Source organism: Amycolatopsis orientalis, assembly GCF_000943515.2.
GTDB lineage: Bacteria > Actinomycetota > Actinomycetes > Mycobacteriales > Pseudonocardiaceae > Amycolatopsis > Amycolatopsis orientalis.
In genome coordinates this window covers 4,732,294-4,748,333 of sequence record NZ_CP016174.1, presented here as the reverse complement: position 1 = coordinate 4,748,333, position 16,040 = coordinate 4,732,294, and the positions used below count along the sequence as shown (strand labels likewise).

Genomic DNA, 16,040 nt, shown 5'->3' with positions numbered 1-16,040 from the left:
GGCGGACGATGACCAGGCTGACCCGGGCCGAGCAGCAGCGACGCACCCACGAGCACCTGCTCGACGCCGGACGGCAGGTGTTCCTCCGGCGCGGATTCCTGGGTGCGACGGTCGAGGAGATCGCCGCCGACGCCGGTTACACCCGCGGCGCCGTCTACAAACACTTCGGTGGCAAGGAAGGGTTGTGGCTGGCGATCATCGAAGCCAACGCCGAAACCCATCTCCAAGGACTGCGGGAAACCCTCGCCAAGGCCGCCACCCGCGACGACGTGATCGCGGCGCTGGCGCCCGTCGACGTGGCGGACAAGGACGCGGCCAAATGGAGCGCGGCCGCCGCGGAAGTGCTCGCCGCGACGTCGCAGCAACCCGAGAACGCCGCCCTGATCGCCGCCATCCAACGCCGCCACGACGACGAGGTCGTCGCCCTGCTCGACGAGCATTCGCAACGTCTGGGCCTCGAACCCGCGATGCCGCTGCACCAGGCGGTCGTCATGCTGGGCGCCGTCGGCATCGGTCTGGCCCTGCGCCAGCCCGTCGCCCCGGCGGCCGACCCCGCCGCCATCCTCAGCCACGTGCTGGACACGGTGTTCCCGCCGCCGTCCACGTGACCGCGCACACGGCACCGGACGGCCGGATGCACCTACACTCGGTCGCCGTGATCGATTCCTTCACCACCGCCGACCTCGTCGACGAACACGGCGACCGGCTCCGCGTCTGCGACACCCAGTTCCGCCAGTTCGGCGGGCACCGGACGTTCTCCGGCCCGATCTGGACCGTCTCCTGCCACGAGGACAACGGCCTGGTCAAGAAGCTGCTGGCCACCCCCGGCGAGGGCCGCGTCCTGGTGGTCGACGGCGGCGGTTCACTGCACAGCGCGCTCACCGGCGACATGATCGCGAAGTCCGCCGTCGACAACGGCTGGGCGGGCGTGGTCGTCAACGGCGCGGTCCGCGACAGCGCCGAACTGGCCCGCCTCCCGCTCGGCGTGAAGGCCCTCGGCACCAACCCGCGCAAGAGCTCCAAAGCGGGCGCCGGCGCTGTCGACGTGCCGGTCGGCTTCGGGGGAGTGACCTTCACTCCCGGCGACACGCTCTATTCCGACGACGACGGCGTCGTGGTCCTCCCCGCGGTCACCGCCTGAACAGGTTCGCCGGGACACTCTCGGCCAGCGCCCGGTATCCGGCCGGGCTCAAGTGCAAGTGGTCGCCGACGTCGTAGGCGGGCAGCAGCCGGGACGGGGCCTGAGGATCACGGGCGACCCGGTCGAAATCCAGTACGGCGTCGAACCGGCCGCTCGTGCGGATCCAGGTGTTGACCGTCTGCCGCGTGGCTTCGCGATCCGGGGAGTCGTAGCCGGAATTGCCGCCGAACGGTGTCAAAGTGGCGCCGTAGACGCGGATCCCGTGCGCTTGCGCCCGGACGACGATCTGGTCGTAGGCGTCGATCAGCTCGCCGGCCACCCGCCGTTGCGCCTCGGGGGTCGCGGCCGCGGTGCCGATGTCGTTGACGCCCTCGAACACCACCAGCCACGAAACCCCGCTCTGTGCCAGGACATCCCGGTCGAGGCGGGACAGCAGATTCGGGCCGAGCCCGTCCGCGAGCACGCGGTTGCCGCCGGCGGCCTGGTTCAACACCGCGACGCCGGGCAACCCCAGCCGGTCCGGCCAGCGGTCGTTCCCGTTGGTGGTCGAACCCCGGCCGTCGGTCAGCGAGTCGCCGACGATGGCCGCGGCCTCCGTCCTCTTCGGACCGAACACCTCGGCGCCGCTGAGGAAGTACCAATGGTCGATCGGCGTCGAGCCGGTCAGCGTCGCGTCCGAGACGTGGTCACCCGCGACCAGATACGAAGTCGTGCGGGAACCCGGGTGCGACGTGATCGCGGTCGACGCCTGCCCCGCGGCGAAGTAGGCCGTCACAGTCACGTTCTCCTGAGCACGGACGGAGAAGTCCAGCGGATCGGAGACGACCAGGGCACCGGCCGGGACGATGGCGCCGGGTTTGCCCCGGAAGGTCACCGGCCGCGCGCTGCCCGGCTCGATCCCGGCGACACCCGCCTTTCCGCCGAGAGGAGTCGCGACCGACACCGACGTGATCGGCAGTGGCGCGCCACCGAAGGCGTTGGAGAAGCGCAACCGGATCCGGTCACCGCCCACCGAGAAACGCACGGTCTGCCGAAGGGTCGTGTCCGGCAGTACGACGCCGTTCCGGATGAACTCCGCGGGCGGCATGTTGCCGGGTTCGGTGAGCTGCGGCATCGCGGTCCAGGTGTGCACCCAGTGCCGGGCGACCTCCCGGGCCTGCTGCTGGCCGGACGCGGGGGCACTGGCGGTCACCAAGGCCAGTACCGCGAGCAGGCTGACGAGCCAGTTGCGTCTCATGCGAAATCCGGGGCGAGTACCCGGTCGAAGCCGACCTCGCGGCGCGGACCGGTCAGCATGCAGGGGAGGGTCGTGACGATCCGCGCGCTCGACGTCCCGACCCGGAGTTCGACGTCGCCGGGTTCGACGATCCGCTTGCCCGCGCGTCCGGTGTAGGACGTCAGGTCGGCATGCAGCCCGATCTCGACGACCTCGGTCGCACCGGGCGCCAGGTCGACCCGTTTCGCCGCGATCAGCTGCTGGACCGGACGGGCGACCTCGGCCACCGGATCGTGCAGGTAGATCTGGACGACTTCGGTCGTGGCCCGGTCGGAGTCGTTGCCGAGCGTCACCCGGACCCGGCAGTGGCCGTCCGTCGGCCACGACGGATCCGACACCGTGACCTCGTCCCAGCGGACGTCGGCGTAGGAAAGCCCGTGCCCGAACGGGAACAGCGGCGTCGGGTCGACCGTGCTGACCTCGCTGCGCAGCCCGAGCGGCGCCGTGAGATACGTCGACGGCTGGGCGGCCTTCTCTCCGGGGAACCCGACCGGGAGCCTGCCGGACGGGTTGACCCGTCCACTGAGGACACCCGACAGCGCGACAGCGCCCTCTTCGCCGGCATAGAAACCGCAGACGATCGCGGCGAGCCGGTCGGCCTGGCGTGACAGCTCGTACGGCCGTCCACAAAGGAGGACCAGGATCACCGGCCTCCCGGTCGAGAGCAAGGCTTCGAGAAGTTCTTCCTGCCGCCCCGGGAGCTTGAGATCCGAGACGTCACAGCCCTCGCCCGAAGTGCCGTTGCCGAACAGGCCGGCGCGATCACCGAGCACCGCGACACAGACTTCCGCGTCCTTGGCCGCGGCGACGGCGGCGGCGATCTCGCTGTCCTCGCCGCCGACCACCGGGCAGCCGAGAGCGTAGGTGGCTTCGTGGTCCTCGCTGAGGGCTTCGAGCACGGTCGGGACCGATACCCCGAACGGCACCTCCGGATGGTGCACGCCGACATGCATCGGGAACGAGTAGCAGCCGAGCATCGCGCCGGGCTCGTGTGCCCGCGGCCCGACCACGGCGATCCGCTTGCCGGGGGACAGCGGCAGAACGCCGTCGTTGCGTAGCAGCACGATCGAGCGTTCGGCGATTTCCCTCGCCAGTGAACGGGATTCCGCGTCGTCTAGGTCGATCTCCTCCGGTACCTCCGGCGCCCAGTCCTCGTCCAGCAGGCCGAGTTCGCATTTCTGCCGCAGCACTCGTTCGAGGGCGCGGTCGACGACGGCGGCGTCGACCGCGCCCTGTTCCACCGCGGCGAGCAGTGGCTCGCCGTAGCAGTCCACTGTGGGCAGTTCCACGTCGATCCCGGCGGCCAGCGCCTGCGCGGCGGCCTCACCACGGTCGGCGGCGACGCCGTGCAGTTTGTACAGGAACGACACGGAGAAGTAGTCCGCGACCACGGTTCCCTCGAAACCGTAGGTGTCGCGCAGCAGCTCGGTGAGCAACGCGTGATCCCCGGCGGCCGGAACGCCGTCGTTGTCGGTGTAGGCGTTCATCACCGAGCGGGCGCCGGCGCGCAGCGCCATTTCGAACGGCGGCAGCAGGACATCGGCCAGTTCCCTCGGCCCGACCGACACCGGGGCGAGGTTGCGGCCCGCGCGTGAAGCCGAGTAACCGGCGAAATGCTTCAGCGTCGCGATCACACCGGCGGATTCGAGGCCCGCCACGTAGGCGGCGCCGATCGTGCCGACCAGATACGGGTCCTCGCCGATGGTCTCCTCGACGCGTCCCCAGCGCAGGTCACGGGCGACGTCGAGCACCGGCGCGAGTGCCTGGTGCACCCCCAGACGGCGCATCGTGTCACCGATCCGCGCTCCCATCCGGTGCACGAGCTCCGGATCGAAACTCGCGCCCCAGCACAGCGGTGACGGGTAGACCGTCGCCTGCCAGGCGGCGAGCCCGGTGAGCGTTTCCTCGTGGACCAGCGCCGGAATGCCGAACCGGCCGCTCCCGACGATCTCCCGCTGGGTGCGGGCCAGGCTGCGCGCACCGATCACCGGATCGACCGGCCGGGTGCCGTACACCCTGGTCAGCTGGCCGATACCGTGCCGCACCAGGTCGTCCCAATCCAGCGCCGCCTCGGCGAAATCGTGCTGGTGCGGGGCCATCTCGCCGCCGGAGTCGATGCCGACCCAGACGCCGTAGAGCTGAGCGAGCTTCTCCCGCAAGCTCATCCGGTCCAGCAACGCGCGGACGCGATCAGCGGGGTCCGCGGTGGTGTCCTGCCAGGGCTGGGGTGACGCGCTGGGCTGCGTGGTCAAGGCCGTCCGCCCTTCGTCGAAGTGTCCAGGGCGCGCGTCGAACGGCGCACCACGAGACCGGTGGAAAGAGTGATGTGGGTTTCCTGCACGGATTCTCCGCCGATCAGGGAGATCAGGAGTGTGATGGCGCGGTGGCCCATCTCGCGGATGGGCTGGTCCACCGTGGTCAGTGGCGGGGTGCACAGCGCGGACTCGGGGACGTTGTCGAAACCGACCACCGAAAGGTCGTCGGGTACGCACAGCCCCAGTTCCTCGGCCGCGCCGACGGTCGCGATCGCCGAGATGTCGTTGGCGGCGAACACCGCCGTCGGCCGGTCCGCGCTGGTCAGCAGTTCGTGCGCGGACCGCGCGGAGACCTCCGGATCGTAGGCGCCGAGCCGGATCAGGTCCTCGTCGATCGGCACCCCGGCCGCCGTGAGCGCCCGCAGATAACCGGTCTTGCGCAGTTCGGCCGATTCGAGATCCGGCCGTCCGGCGAGGAAACCGATCCGACGGTGGCCCAGCTCCAGCAGATGCTCGGTCGCCAGCTGCGCGCCCCGGAGATTGTCGGAATCGATGGTCGGCACCGTGGACGGGCCGGTGTGCGGATCGACGGCGACCACCGGGGTCCCGGGGACGGCCTCCAGCGAGGCCACCGGCGTGACCAGCACCGCGCCGTCGACCAGCGTGCCGGAAAGCCTTGAGAGATAACGCTTCTCCCAGCCCGACGGTTCACCGGTGCGGCCGCCCGCCGAGTACACGACGAGTTCGTAGCCGGTGCCGCGGATGGCGTCCGCCGCGCCCTTGAGCAATTCGGTGGAGAACGGTTCGAGGTCGGCGACCAGGATCCCGATCACGTTCGTCTTGTGATTGCGCAGGCTCTGGGCGACCAGACTCGCCTCGTAGCCGAGTTCGTCGATCACCGCGCGGACCTTCGCCAGGGTCGTCGCGGCGACGCCGTAGCGGTCGTTGATCACTTTGGACACCGTGGCCACGGAGACGCCGGCACGAGCCGCGACGTCACGGATCGTGACCCTCGAACTGGGCTGCATGGGCTCAGACTAGCCATGGAAAACGTTATCGACAACGATTGACATAGGAATTTCAGGCGCGCAAACTCATCGCCAGTCCGGGCGCAGTCACGCCCCGTCCTACTCGGCCGAAGTCGTCAGGAGTGGACTCACCATGTTTTCGAACCGCCGAATCCCCGCCGCCGCCGCGCTCGCGGCGGCCGTCTCGCTCGCGCTCACCGGTTGCTCTGGGGGCGCCGACAGCCCGGCGGAGCCCAGCGGGCCGGTCACCCTCACCTGGTGGCACAACGGCACCACCGACCCGATCAAATCGATCTGGGCCCAGGTCGTCGCCGACTATCAGAAGGCGCATCCCGAGGTGACGATCAAGGGGCAGCCGCTGCAGAACGAGGAGTTCACCACCAAGGTCCCGCTCGCCCTGCAGTCGAACGAGCCACCGGACGTCTACCAGTCCTGGGGCGGCGGCGAACTGGCGTCACAGGCCACCTCGGGCAAGGTCGCCGACCTGACCGACGCGACCAAGGGCTGGCTCTCCTCGGTGGGCAAGCTCGCCGAGAGCTGGCAGGTCGACGGCAAGCAGTACGGCGTCCCGTGGGAGCAGCACTTCGTCGGTTTCTGGTACCGCAAAGACCTTTTCGCGCAAGCGGGCGTCACGGCGCCGCCGTCCACAATGGACGAGTTCAACGCCGCCGTCGCCAAGCTCAAGCAGGCGGGCATCACGCCGATCGCGGTCGGGGGCAAGGACCGCTGGCCGGACGCGTTCTACTGGAACTACTTCGCGCTGCGCGCCTGCTCGGCCGACACGCTGAAGCAGTCGGTCAAGGCGGTGAAACTCGAGGATCCGTGCTGGACCAAGGCCGGCCGCGACCTGCAGGCCTTCCTGGCCACCCAGCCGTTCCAGCCCGGTTTCACCGGCACCCCCGCCCAACAGGGCGCCGGCAGCTCGGCCGGGCTGGTGGCCAACGGCAAGGCGGCGATGGAACTGCAGGGTGACTGGGAACCCGGCACGATGTCGTCGCTCACCGAGGACAAGGACCTCGACTCGAAGGTGGGCTGGTTCCCGTTCCCGTCGGTCCCTGGCGGAGCCGGTGACCCGGCCGCGGTACTCGGCGGTGGCGACGGTTTCTCCTGCACCACCCGCGCGGTCAAGGCGTGCGCCGATTTCCTGCAGTCCCTCGGCAGCGAGCCGGTGCAGAACCAGCTCGCGGCCAAGGGGGCCGGGCTGCCGATGAACGCGTCGGCGGCGAAATCCCTCAAAACCGAGTCGCTCAAGACCGTTTTCGACTACGGGCAGAAGGCGCCATACCTGCAGATGTACTTCGACAAGGCGTTCCCGACCGCCGTGGGGGCCGCGCTCAACGACGCCGTCGCCGACTTCTTCGCCGGGCAGGGCACCCCGGAGGGCATCGTCGAAGCGGTGAACAAGGCCGCGGCGGGCGACAAGTGACGACGACGGCCACGCGGGTGCGGGCGGCGGCGCGGCCGTCCGCACCCGCCGCCAGGGTCCGGCGGCCGGGGACACGCAAGAAACTGGAACTCGCGCTCCTGCTGGGGCCGGCGCTCGTTCTGTTCGCCGGATTCGTGCTGGTACCGATCGGGATCGCCGCGTTCTACAGCCTCTACGAGTGGAACGGCTTCGGCCCGCTGGACGACTTCGTCGGTTTCGACAACTACGTCGACGCCCTGTCCGGCTCGGTGTTCCAGGGCGCCATCGGGCACAACCTGATCATCGCGGGCCTGTCCCTGGTGATCCAGCTGCCGCTGTCCATCGGGCTCGCGATGCTGCTCAACCGCAAGCTGCGCGGCCGCGCGGTCCTCCGCGCGCTGGTGTTCGCGCCCTACGTCCTGTCGGAGGCGATCACCGCGGTGATCTGGCTGCTGATGCTGCAGCCGGACGGCTTCGTGGACCGGATGTTGCGCGGGATCGGTCTCGGCGGCCTGGTCCAGCACTGGCTCGCCGACCCGGGGATCGTGCTCTACACCCTGTTCGCGGTGATCACCTGGAAGTACATCGGGTTCGGCATCATCCTGCTGCTGGCCGGGCTTCAGGGCGTGCCTGCCGAGCTGCGGGAAGCGGCCGCGCTCGACGGCGCGTCGGCGTGGCAGACCACCCGGCACGTGGTGCTGCCCCTGCTCGGGCCGACCATCCGGATCTGGGTGTTCCTGTCGGTGATCGGCTCACTGCAGCTGTTCGACCTGGTGTGGATCATGACCCTCGGTGGTCCGGCGAACTCGTCGGCCACCATGGCGACCTACCTGGTCGACCACGGGTTCAAACGGTACGAGTTCGGGTTCGGCAGCGCCGTCGCGGTGATCCTGTTCGTGATCTGTTTCGTGTTCGCGCTGCTGTACCAGCGCTTCGCCCTCCGCCGGGACACCGACGGGGCACTGACCAGGATGGTGAGCTGATGCGCCGGGCCGGGACACCGATCGGTTATGTCGCCGCGATCGCCGTCCTCGGGATCACCGTGGTTCCGTTGCTGTTCGTGGTACTGGGCGGATTCCGCACCACCGCCCAGATCAACGCCTCTCCCGCCGGCCTTCCCGGTCCTTGGGTGTGGGACAACTACGCGTCACTCCTCGGCTCTTCCGCGTTCTGGACGTTCCTGGGCAACAGCGCGCTGATCGCGGTGATCGCCACGCTCTTGACCGTCGCCTTGGGATCCATGGCCGCCTATGCCCTGTCCCGCTACGACTTCAAGGGCCGCGAGGGTTTCTACACGCTGTTCACCCTCGGCCTGCTGTTCCCGCTCGGGGTGGCGACCCTGCCGCTGTACCTGTGGCTGCGACAGCTGGGGATGCTGGAGAGCTTCTGGGGCGTGGCGATCCCCGAGGCGGCGTTCTCGCTGCCGGTCACCATCGTCATCCTGCGGCCGTTCATGCGGGCGATCCCCGGGGAGATCGAGGACGCCGCCGTCCTCGACGGCACGAGCAGGCTCGGTTTCTTCTGGCGGATCCTGCTGCCGCTGTCCGTCCCCGCGCTGACCACCGTCGCCGTGCTCGCGTTCGTGACCAGCTGGAACTTCTACCTGCTGCCGTTGCTGGTCTTCAACGACCCCGCCAACTTCACGCTGCCCCTCGGCGTGGCGACGTTCCAATCCCAGTACTCCCAGGACACCGCGCGCGTACTCGCGTTCACCGCGCTGTCGATGATCCCCGCGCTCGCGTTCTTCGTACTCGCCGAACGGCGCATCGTCGGCGGGCTGACCGGCGCCGTGAAGGGCTGACTTTCAGGAGGTCAAGGATGACGTCCGACGAGCAAGCCGTGCACCGCAGGGATTTCCTGCGGCTGCTGGCCATGCTGGGCGCCGGAGCCACACTCACTCCCGGAGTCGCGGAGGCGGCGCCCGAAAAGGGCGGGTTCCCGCTGGTGGCCAGGGGCAAGGCCGCGACGCTGGTGGTGAGTTCCGGCGACAAGCCGGGGGTCCGCCGCGTGGCGGGCGATCTGCGGGACGATATCGAACGGGTCACCGGGATCCGGCCGGAGCTGGTGTTCGACCGGCCGCCGGAGAGCGGGCCCGTCGTGCTGATCGGCACGATCGGGCACAGTCCGCTGGTCGACGACCTCGTGGCCGCGCGGAAGCTGGACGTCGCCGGCATCGCGGGGAAGTGGGAGACGTCGCTGAGCCAGGTCGTCGACGGCAGGCTGGTCCTCACCGGCAGCGACCAGCGCGGCGTCATCTACGGCGTCTACGAGGTGTCCCGGCGGATCGGGGTCTCGCCCTGGTACTGGTGGGACGACGTGCCGGTGCCGGCCGCCGACGAGCTTTTCGTGTCCGGGGCCCGGTTCAGCCTCGGGACACCGCACGTGAAGTACCGCGGCTTCTTCATCAACGACGAGAACCCCGCCCTCGGCACCTGGGCTCCGGCCCACTTCGGCCCGGGTCACGCGCCCGGCTTCCCCAACGGGTTCACCAGCGCGTTCTACGCGAAGGTGTTCGAAACCTTGTTGCGGCTCAGAGGGAATTACCTCTGGCCCGCGGTATGGGGGCGGGCGTTCGCCGAGGACGATCCGCTCAACCACGCCACGGCCAAGGAGTACGGCGTGGTCATGGGCACCTCCCACGAGGCGCCCATGATGCGCGGGATCGAGGAATGGAACCGGCACGCTTCCCCAGGGCGTGACCCGTACGGCGGAACGGGGGAGTGGAGCTTCCGCCGCAACGCCGAAGCCGTCAAGGCCTATTGGGCCGACGGGATCCGGCGCATGGTCCGCGAGGACTTCGAAGGCGTGGTGACCCTCGGGATGCGCGGCAACGGCGACGTCAGCCTGCCCGACGGCGACGGGATCGAGCTGATGCGGGAGATCCTGGCCGCCGAACGGGAGATCCTCGCCCGCGAAACCGGCCGCGACCCGGCGACGGTGCCCCAGGTCTGGACGCTCTACAAGGAGGTCCTGCGGTACTGGGAGAAGGGCCTGCGGCCACCGGACGACGTCATCGTCGTGTTCACCGACGACAACTGGGGCAACATCCGCAAGCACCCCGACCCGGCGCTGCCGCGGCATCCCGGCGGATACGGTCTCTACTACCACTTCGACTACGTCGGCGGCGGCCGCAACTACAAGTGGGTCGACACGAACCTGTTGCCGAACGTCTGGGAGCAGCTGCACCAGGCCGTCGCCTACGGGACCGACCGGCTGTGGGTGGTCAACGCCGGGGACATGAAGGGCAACGAGCTACCGCTGCAGTTCTTCCTCGACTACGCCTGGGATCCCTCGGCCTGGCCGCTCGAGCGACTGTCCACTTGGGAGCGTGGCTTCGCCGAGACGAACTTCGGCCGGGGCACGGCGGCGGCGATCGCCGAGGTCCTGCACACCTACGGTCGGCTGCAGTCCCGCCGCAAACCCGAGCTGCTCAACCGCCGGATCACCCCGGGAACACCGATCGTGTACGACGATCAGGCGACGCCGTTCAGTCTCGTGAACTACCGCGAGCTGGATGTCGTCACCGAAGAATGGCGGCAGCTAAGCGCGAAGGCCGAGAAGATCTCGGCCCGCCTGCCCGAGACCTACCGCGACGCCTACTACGAACTCGTGCTCTACGCGGTCAAGGCGTCGGCCAACCTCTACGCGCTGCGGCAGGCCGAGTTCACCAACCTGCTGTACGCGGCGCAAGGCCGGGCCTCGGCCAACGCCCTCGCCGCGGCCACCGAAGCCCGGTTCGCCGACGATCTCGCGTTGGCGGAGAAGTTCAACACCGGGATCGCGGGCGGGAAATGGCGCGGCTTCCAGACCCAGCCCCATATCGGTTATGGCGATGTCGCCCGCTACGGTCCGAACGCGCCCTGGCAGCAACCGGAGAAGGACAACGTCGCCCTGCCGGACGAGATCTTCCCCGCCGTGCGGCGGATCGCGGTGCCGGAGCCCGCCGAACTGGGCGTCGCGATCGACGGCTCCGAGCAGTGGTGGCCCGCGGCCCCCGGCACCCCGGTGCTTCCCGAGTTCAGCCCGTTCCAGAGCGCTCCTGGTCAGTACGTCGACGTCTTCAACCGGGGGCGGACGCCGTTCCGCTGCACGGTGACCGCCGACGTCCCCTGGGTGCGGACCGAACCGCGCGGCGGCCGGGTGGACGAACAACTCCGGGTCGCCGTGAGTGTTGACTGGAGCCGCGCTCCCCGAGGGACGATCAGGGTGCCGCTCACCGTGTCGGGCGCCGGGCGTGAGGTCCGTGTCGAGGCGGTCGTCCGCAATCCGGAGCTGCCCGCCTCGTGGCGGCGCGGGTTCATCGAGGCCGGGGGATACGTGTCGATGGAGGCCGAGCACTGCACGGCGAACCTCGGGACGGCCGGGGTGTCCTGGCGGCATATCCCGGATATCGGCCGCACCGGCGGTGGGATGACGCCTTTCCCGGTGACGTCGGCGAGCCAGGCACCGGGCGCCGGACCGCGTCTGGAGTACCGGCTGACCCTGTTCACCCCGGGAACCGTGACCGTCTGGGCGTATCTGTCGCCGAGGAGCAATGTGCTGGCCGGTGACGGCCTGCGCTACGCGGTGTCGTTCGACGACGCGGACCCGCAGGTCGTGAACATCACCAAGGCGACCGGTGCCGACGACATGACCATGAACCGCCAGTGGGAATGGACCACCTCCGACAACGTGAACCTGACCTCGACCCGGCACGCGCTCGGCACGCCGGGGCCGCACGTGCTGAAGTTCTGGATGGTGGACCCGGCGGTCGTGGTGCAGAAGCTGGTGGTCGACACCGGCGGGCTCCGGCCCAGCTACCTCGGGCCGCCGGAGAGCGTCCGGCTGGGCAGATGACCGGCGGGTGGCGCGGTGCTGTCGCGGACCACGAGGCTGGTGGCGAGTTCGATGCGGTGGCTGTCCGGGACCCGGCCCTGTGCCAGCGAAATGGCGAGCCGCGCCCCGGCGGCCGCCATCTGCCGCAGCGGCTGGCGGATCGTGGTCAGTTCCGGGGTCAGCCAGCCCGCGAGCGGCAGATCGTCGAAGCCGATCACACTCAAGTCCTGCGGGATGCGCAGGCCGGCGTCACGGGCGGCCTCGTAGACGCCGAGCGCCTGCAGGTCGCTGCCGGCGAACACGGCGGTCGGCCGGTCGGGCAGGGCGAGCAGTGAGGTCAGCTGCCGGTAGCCGGAGCGCGGATGGAAATCGCCGCGGCGCACCAGGGCCGGGTCGAAGGCCTGACCGGCGCCCTCCAGCGCGGTGCGGTAGCCGTCCATCCTGGCGCGGCTGCACAGAACCCCGTCGGGGCCGCCGATCACCGCGATCCGCCGGTGGCCGAGGTCGAGCAGATGCCGGGTGGCGGTCAGCCCGCCCTGCCGGTTGGTGGCACCGACCGAAGGCGTCTCCGGTCCGGGCTGCCCGGCCGGGTCGATCACCACCAGCGGGATGTCACGGGCCCGCAGTTTCGCCAGCTGCCCGGCGGTGAGGTCGGAGCAGACCGAAACGATGCCGACCGGGCGGCGGGTGAGCACGCTTTCCAGCCAGTCGTGCGCGGGGGTGTGGCGGCCCGACGATTCCGCGAGGACGACCGACATCCCGTTCTCGCGGGCGACGCTCTCCACACCGCGAATGATTTCCAGCGCCCAGGTGCTTTCGATTTCGTGGAACATCAGTTCCAGCAGGCGCGACCGCTGCGATCTTTGGTCGGCGCGTCGCCGATAGCCGAATTTACGGATCAATTCCTCCACCCTGGCCCGGGTTTTGTCGGCGACGTCGGGGTGGCCGTTGACGACCTTGGAAACGGTCGGCACGGACACGCCTGCTTCGGCGGCTATCCGGCTGATGGTGATCCGAGGTTCCGTTGACATGTCAAGGATTCTACGTCGGATCAACGAAAAGGAGCCCCATGAAGAACAAGATCTCCGCGAGACGGGCTGTCGCGCTTTTGGTCGCCGTCGCGGGTATTTCGGTGGTGAACTCGATCCCGGCTTCGGCCGCCGTCCCGTTGAAGGCCATCACGAATCGCCACGTCGGCAGCGCGGTCGCGGCGAATCACCTCGCCAATGAAGCCGATTACCGGTCCGTGCTCACCCGTGAATTCGACAACGTCACCCCGGAGAACGAGATGAAATGGGGTGTCGTCGAGGCGGAGCGCGGCCGGTACGACTGGTCCGGCGCCGACGCGATCGTCGGCTACGCCCAGCGGACCGGAAAGACCGTCCGCGGGCACACCCTCGTCTGGCACAGCCAGCTGCCGGACTGGGTGGACGATCTCCCCGCCGGTGAACTGCGCTCGGTGACGCGGCGGCACATCGCCACCGAAATGGGCCGGTACAGGGGCAAGATCCGGGCGTGGGACGTGGTGAACGAGATGTTCAACGACGACGGCACCCGCCGCGCGTCGGTGTTCCAGCAGAAACTCGGTGACGGCTACGTCGCCGACGCCTTCCGCTGGGCCCGTGCGGCGGATCCGTCGGCCAAGCTGTACATCAACGACTACAACACCGAAGGGCTCAACGCGAAGAGCGACGCCCTGTACAACCTGGTCCGGACGCTGAAACGGCAGGGCGTGCCGATCGACGGCGTCGGTTTCCAAGGCCATCTGGCCATTCAGTACGGCTTCCCCGCCGGTTATCAGGCGAACCTAGCCCGCTTCGCCGCGCTGGGCGTCGAGGTCGCGATCACCGAGGCCGACGTCCGCATCCCGTTGCCCGCCGATCCCGCCAAGCTGGACACGCAGGCGAACTACTTCAAGCAACTGTGGGACGGCTGCCACGCCGTGCGGCCGTGCGTGGAGTTCACGACCTGGGGCTTCACCGACCGCCATTCGTGGGTGCCGGACACGTTCCCCGGTGAGGGCGCGGCGTGCCTGTTCGACACGAACCTCCGGCCCAAACCCGCCTACACCCGCATCAACCCCTGAGGTGCCTCAAGGCTCGTGAGTGGTAATGACGGTTCTGGCCGACCGTGTCTCGAGTATCTACGTGGGCGGCGGTTTGATCCCAAGCCCGGTCCGTGAAGGACTCCTTGAGGGACTCTGGGTCCCTCAAGGAGTCCTTCACGCGGCACAACGCGGTCACTTGCGGGCGACGAGCCGTTCCACCAGCCCGAGTTTGAACCGCTCCCGCGATTCGACGGTCAGGCCGAGGGCGTCGATCTTCTCCGATGGGCGCCGCAGGAAGTGCTCGCCCGCCATCGGCACGGTGACCTTCTCGGTGAGCCATTGCAGGCCGCGGACGGCGCGCGACGAACTCGCGATGTGGTCGAGCAGGATGAGCCGTCCGCCGGACCGGAGGACCCGGCCCATCTCCCGCAACGCCTTGCCGTCGTCGGGGATGGCGCAGAGGCCGAGCGTGCAGACCACGGTGTCGAACGAACCGGCGTCGAACGGCAGGTCATGGGCGTCTGCCCGGCGCAGGGTCGCCGGATGACCGAGACGTTCGGCGCGGTCGCGGGCGATGGCGAGCATGCCGTCACTGAGGTCGATGCCGGTGAGGGTGACGTCCTCGGGATAGAGCGGCAGGTTCAGGCCGGTGCCGACGGCGACTTCCAGCACCTCGCCCTCGGCCCGGCCACAGGCCCATGTCCGTGAATCGCCGAACAGCTTCCGGTCGAGGAACCGCATTTCCCGGTCGTAGTTCCGGGATTTGCCGTCCCAGTAGCGGTTCCACCGCGCGGGCCGGGTCATGGCGTTCCTTTCAGCAGCAGTGCTCTCCGCGCCAGGCCTCGCGGCCCTCCTTGACGGCGACAGCGGCGATGACGAGCGCGACCAGCGGATCGGCCCAGTACCAGCCGAAGAGGCTGTTGAGCAGCAACCCGACGAGCAGCACACCGGAGAGGTACGTGCAGAGCAAGGTCTGTTTGGAGTCCGCGACGGCGCTCGTGGAGCCGAGTTCACGGCCGGCGCGGCGCTGGGCGTAGGACAGGAACGGCATCACCAGCAGCGAGACCGCGGCCAGCACGATGCCGACCGTCGAATGTTCGGCGGCGTCGGCGCCGAACAGACTGCGTACGGATTCGACGGTGACATAGGCGGCCAGCGCGAAGAAGGACACCGCGATGACCTTGAGCGCCGTGCGTTCGCGGGCTTCGGGCTCGTTGCCGGAGAACTGCCAGGCGACCGCCGTGGCGGAGGCGACTTCGATGACCGAGTCCAGGCCGAAGCCGATCAGCGCGGTCGAGGAGGCGAGGCTGCCGGCGGAAATGGCGACGATCGCCTCGATGACGTTGTAGGTGATCGTCGTGGCGACCAGCAGGCGGACCCGGCGCGACAGCAGGGTGCGGCGATCCGGGTCCACTGTGGACGCCGGGGTGCAGCAGCCGTCCGCGCAGTCGCTGGTTTCGAGAGGCAATGCGCGTTCGGTCATCGGAGAACCCGAAGGCTGACGTCGTCGTCCACACAGGGCTCGGCCGTGTCGACGGCGAGCACGACCTTCACCAGTTCACGGAGCGCGCGGGCCAGATGCGCGTCGGCCAGCGCGTAGCGGACCTGCCGTCCTTCGTAGGTGGCCACGACCAGTCCGCAGCCGCGCAGGCACGCGAGGTGGTTGGACACGTTGGAGCGGCTCAGCCCCAGTTGTCCGGCCAGTTGTCCGGGGTAGCTCACACCGTCGAGCAACGCGACCAGGATCTTGCACCGGTTCGGGTCGGCGAGGGCACGGCCCAGCCGGGCGAGCGCGGCACCCTGGGTTTCACACGTCAGCACGGCCAGAACAGTACAGCGTGCACTGATAGGTCAGCAAGCGCTGAACAATGATCGGCGTGTACCGGATCGATGGAGCCGCCTCGGGGTGACTGACCCGACGGAGTGTCCGAACGCGACCCTCTGTTTCGTCGCTGTCTGTCAAGTCGCAGCCGGACACGCGCCGAGAGGTGACCCGAAAGAGATCGTCCGCCCCACTCAAACGGCCGCACGACTGACACCGCCGGGAGTTCCGCGGCGGTGCCGCATGACACC

The 16,040-nt window shown here is 69.2% G+C and carries 14 protein-coding genes; 7 read left to right on the top strand and 7 right to left on the bottom strand.

The features are described from left to right. The first annotated feature begins 8 nt into the window (after positions 1-8). Together SD37_RS20810 and rraA are read left to right on the top strand one after the other, a co-directional pair. Positions 9-608: a TetR/AcrR family transcriptional regulator gene (locus SD37_RS20810; protein WP_065912904.1), complete on the top strand. Its 600-nt coding sequence runs from the start codon at positions 9-11 to the stop codon at positions 606-608. A gap of 47 nt (positions 609-655) precedes the next feature. Then, positions 656-1,141 (top strand): ribonuclease E activity regulator RraA, encoded by a 486-nt coding sequence (gene rraA / locus SD37_RS20805; protein WP_044856619.1) that lies wholly within the window; start codon positions 656-658, stop codon positions 1,139-1,141. On the opposite strand, the gene SD37_RS20800 is transcribed toward rraA, so the two are convergent. Genes SD37_RS20800 through SD37_RS20790 form a run of 3 tightly spaced genes read right to left on the bottom strand, consistent with a single transcriptional unit; the run spans position 1,131 to position 5,700 of the window. Beyond that, complete coding sequence (locus SD37_RS20800) at positions 1,131-2,378, bottom strand: SGNH/GDSL hydrolase family protein (RefSeq protein WP_044856560.1); 1,248 nt, start codon at positions 2,376-2,378, stop codon at positions 1,131-1,133. The genes rraA and SD37_RS20800 overlap by 11 nt on opposite strands. Then, entirely contained in the window at positions 2,375-4,669 is a 2,295-nt protein-coding gene (locus tag SD37_RS20795; RefSeq protein WP_044856559.1) for a beta-xylosidase/alpha-l-arabinosidase, read from the bottom strand. The genes SD37_RS20800 and SD37_RS20795 overlap by 4 nt, the downstream gene beginning before the upstream one ends. Next, complete coding sequence (locus tag SD37_RS20790) at positions 4,666-5,700, bottom strand: LacI family DNA-binding transcriptional regulator (protein ID WP_044856558.1); 1,035 nt, start codon at positions 5,698-5,700, stop codon at positions 4,666-4,668. Before SD37_RS20790 ends, SD37_RS20795 begins: the two co-directional genes overlap by 4 nt. A gap of 133 nt (positions 5,701-5,833) precedes the next feature. Between SD37_RS20790 and SD37_RS20785 the strand changes: the two genes are divergently transcribed. The 4 genes from SD37_RS20785 to SD37_RS20770 are packed head-to-tail and all read left to right on the top strand — an operon-like array spanning position 5,834 to position 11,941. Next, a complete protein-coding gene (locus SD37_RS20785) occupies positions 5,834-7,126 on the top strand; it encodes an ABC transporter substrate-binding protein (RefSeq protein WP_065912903.1) in 1,293 nt (430 codons plus the stop codon). Continuing rightward, the gene (locus SD37_RS20780) at positions 7,123-8,088 is read left to right on the top strand and encodes a carbohydrate ABC transporter permease (protein WP_037312046.1); all 966 of its coding nucleotides are present in this window, start codon (positions 7,123-7,125) and stop codon (positions 8,086-8,088) included. Before SD37_RS20785 ends, SD37_RS20780 begins: the two co-directional genes overlap by 4 nt. After that, the gene (locus SD37_RS20775; protein ID WP_044856556.1) at positions 8,088-8,906 is read left to right on the top strand and encodes a carbohydrate ABC transporter permease; all 819 of its coding nucleotides are present in this window, start codon (positions 8,088-8,090) and stop codon (positions 8,904-8,906) included. Before SD37_RS20780 ends, SD37_RS20775 begins: the two co-directional genes overlap by 1 nt. A gap of 17 nt (positions 8,907-8,923) precedes the next feature. Continuing rightward, positions 8,924-11,941 carry a glycosyl hydrolase 115 family protein gene (locus tag SD37_RS20770; RefSeq protein WP_044856555.1) on the top strand — a complete coding sequence of 1,006 codons (3,018 nt, stop codon included), beginning with the start codon at positions 8,924-8,926 and terminating at the stop codon, positions 11,939-11,941. Here the strand turns inward: SD37_RS20770 and SD37_RS20765 are convergent. Continuing rightward, complete coding sequence (locus tag SD37_RS20765; protein WP_044856554.1) at positions 11,902-12,951, bottom strand: LacI family DNA-binding transcriptional regulator; 1,050 nt, start codon at positions 12,949-12,951, stop codon at positions 11,902-11,904. The two genes, SD37_RS20770 and SD37_RS20765, sit on opposite strands and share 40 nt — an antisense overlap. Before the next feature lie 38 nt (positions 12,952-12,989). Between SD37_RS20765 and SD37_RS20760 the strand changes: the two genes are divergently transcribed. Continuing rightward, on the top strand, positions 12,990-14,006 hold the full coding sequence (locus SD37_RS20760) for an endo-1,4-beta-xylanase (protein WP_044856553.1): 1,017 nt from the start codon (positions 12,990-12,992) through the stop codon (positions 14,004-14,006). Positions 14,007-14,159: 153 nt separating this feature from the next. Here SD37_RS20760 and SD37_RS20755 read toward each other — a convergent pair whose 3' ends face one another. Genes SD37_RS20755 through cmtR form a run of 3 tightly spaced genes read right to left on the bottom strand, consistent with a single transcriptional unit; the run spans position 14,160 to position 15,788 of the window. After that, complete coding sequence (locus SD37_RS20755; protein WP_044856552.1) at positions 14,160-14,771, bottom strand: class I SAM-dependent methyltransferase; 612 nt, start codon at positions 14,769-14,771, stop codon at positions 14,160-14,162. Between the two features lie 10 nt (positions 14,772-14,781). After that, the gene (locus SD37_RS20750; protein WP_044856551.1) at positions 14,782-15,450 is read right to left on the bottom strand and encodes a cation efflux transmembrane domain-containing protein; all 669 of its coding nucleotides are present in this window, start codon (positions 15,448-15,450) and stop codon (positions 14,782-14,784) included. Then, on the bottom strand, positions 15,447-15,788 hold the full coding sequence (gene cmtR, locus SD37_RS20745; protein ID WP_037312067.1) for a Cd(II)/Pb(II)-sensing metalloregulatory transcriptional regulator CmtR: 342 nt from the start codon (positions 15,786-15,788) through the stop codon (positions 15,447-15,449). The genes SD37_RS20750 and cmtR overlap by 4 nt, the downstream gene beginning before the upstream one ends. Positions 15,789-16,040 lie beyond the last annotated feature (252 nt).